Annotated in this window: 1 rRNA gene; it reads right to left on the bottom strand. The window is 56.8% G+C overall.

From position 1 onward, the window contains the following. Positions 1 to 1,365, bottom strand: a 23S ribosomal RNA gene (locus tag H535_RS0121630); the annotation flags it as partial.

Here is a 1,365-nt window from a genome sequence, read left to right on the forward strand (position 1 = left end):
GCTAACCAGTCCTCTTAACCTTCCAGCACCGGGCAGGAGTCAGTCCGTATACATCGTCTTGCGACTTCGCACGGACCTGTGTTTTTAGTAAACAGTCGCTTCCCCCTGGTCTCTGCGGCCCACACCCGCTCATAGGAGAGCACAGTCTCCGTCACGGGGCAGGCCCCCCTTCTCCCGAAGTTACGGGGGCATTTTGCCGAGTTCCTTAACCATAATTCTCTCGATCGCCTTGGTATTCTCTACCTGATCACCTGTGTCGGTTTCGGGTACGGGCAACTCGAACCTCGCGTCGATGCTTTTCTCGGCAGCATAGGATCACCGGATCCCCCCAATACGGGGGTCCCATCAGATCTCAGGCACGTGATCCAACACACGCAGACGGATTTGCCAATCTGCGACCCTACATCCTTAGACCGGGACAACCATCGCCCGGCCCGGCTACCTTCCTGCGTCACACCTGTTAATACGCTTACCTCCCCGGATCGGATCCCGCGCACACCACCACCAGCGACCCAAAAGGCCACCGGCAACAGCGCGGACGGTTAGCATCACCAGATCAGTATGGACGGTCCTTCGCCGGTACGGGAATATCAACCCGTTATCCATCGACTACGCCTGTCGGCCTCGCCTTAGGCCCCGACTTACCCAGGGCAGATTAGCTTGACCCTGGAACCCTTGATCATTCGGCGGACGGGTTTCCCACCCGTCTTTCGCTACTCATGCCTGCATTCTCACTCGTGCCGCCTCCACCACTGGTTTACACCGCGGCTTCACTGCCGGCACGACGCTCCCCTACCCATCCACACCCCTGAACACGAAGAAACAAAGCCTCCATGCTTGGGTCTTATGTGAATGCCACAACTTCGGCGGTGTACTTGAGCCCCGCTACATTATCGGCGCGGAATCACTTGACCAGTGAGCTATTACGCACTCTTTCAAGGATGGCTGCTTCTAAGCCAACCTCCTGGTTGTCTTCGCAACTCCACATCCTTTCCCACTTAGCACACGCTTAGGGGCCTTAGTTGGTGGTCTGGGCTGTTTCCCTCTCGACTATGAAGCTTATCCCCCATAGACTCACTGCTGCGCTCTCACTTACCGGCATTCGGAGTTTGGCTGACGTCAGTAACCTGGTAGGGCCCATCTGCCATCCAGTAGCTCTACCTCCAGCAAGAAACACGCAACGCTGCACCTAAATGCATTTCGGGGAGAACCAGCTATCACGGAGTTTGATTGGCCTTTCACCCCTACCCACAGCTCATCCCCCCAGTTTTCAACCTAGGTGGGTTCGGTCCTCCACGACGTCTTACCGTCGCTTCAACCTGGCCATGGGTAGATCACTCCGCTTCGGGTCTAGATCACGCCACT

The sequence above is a fragment of the Arthrobacter castelli DSM 16402 genome, assembly GCF_000430705.1.
In the GTDB taxonomy this organism is placed as follows: domain Bacteria; phylum Actinomycetota; class Actinomycetes; order Actinomycetales; family Micrococcaceae; genus Arthrobacter_C; species Arthrobacter_C castelli.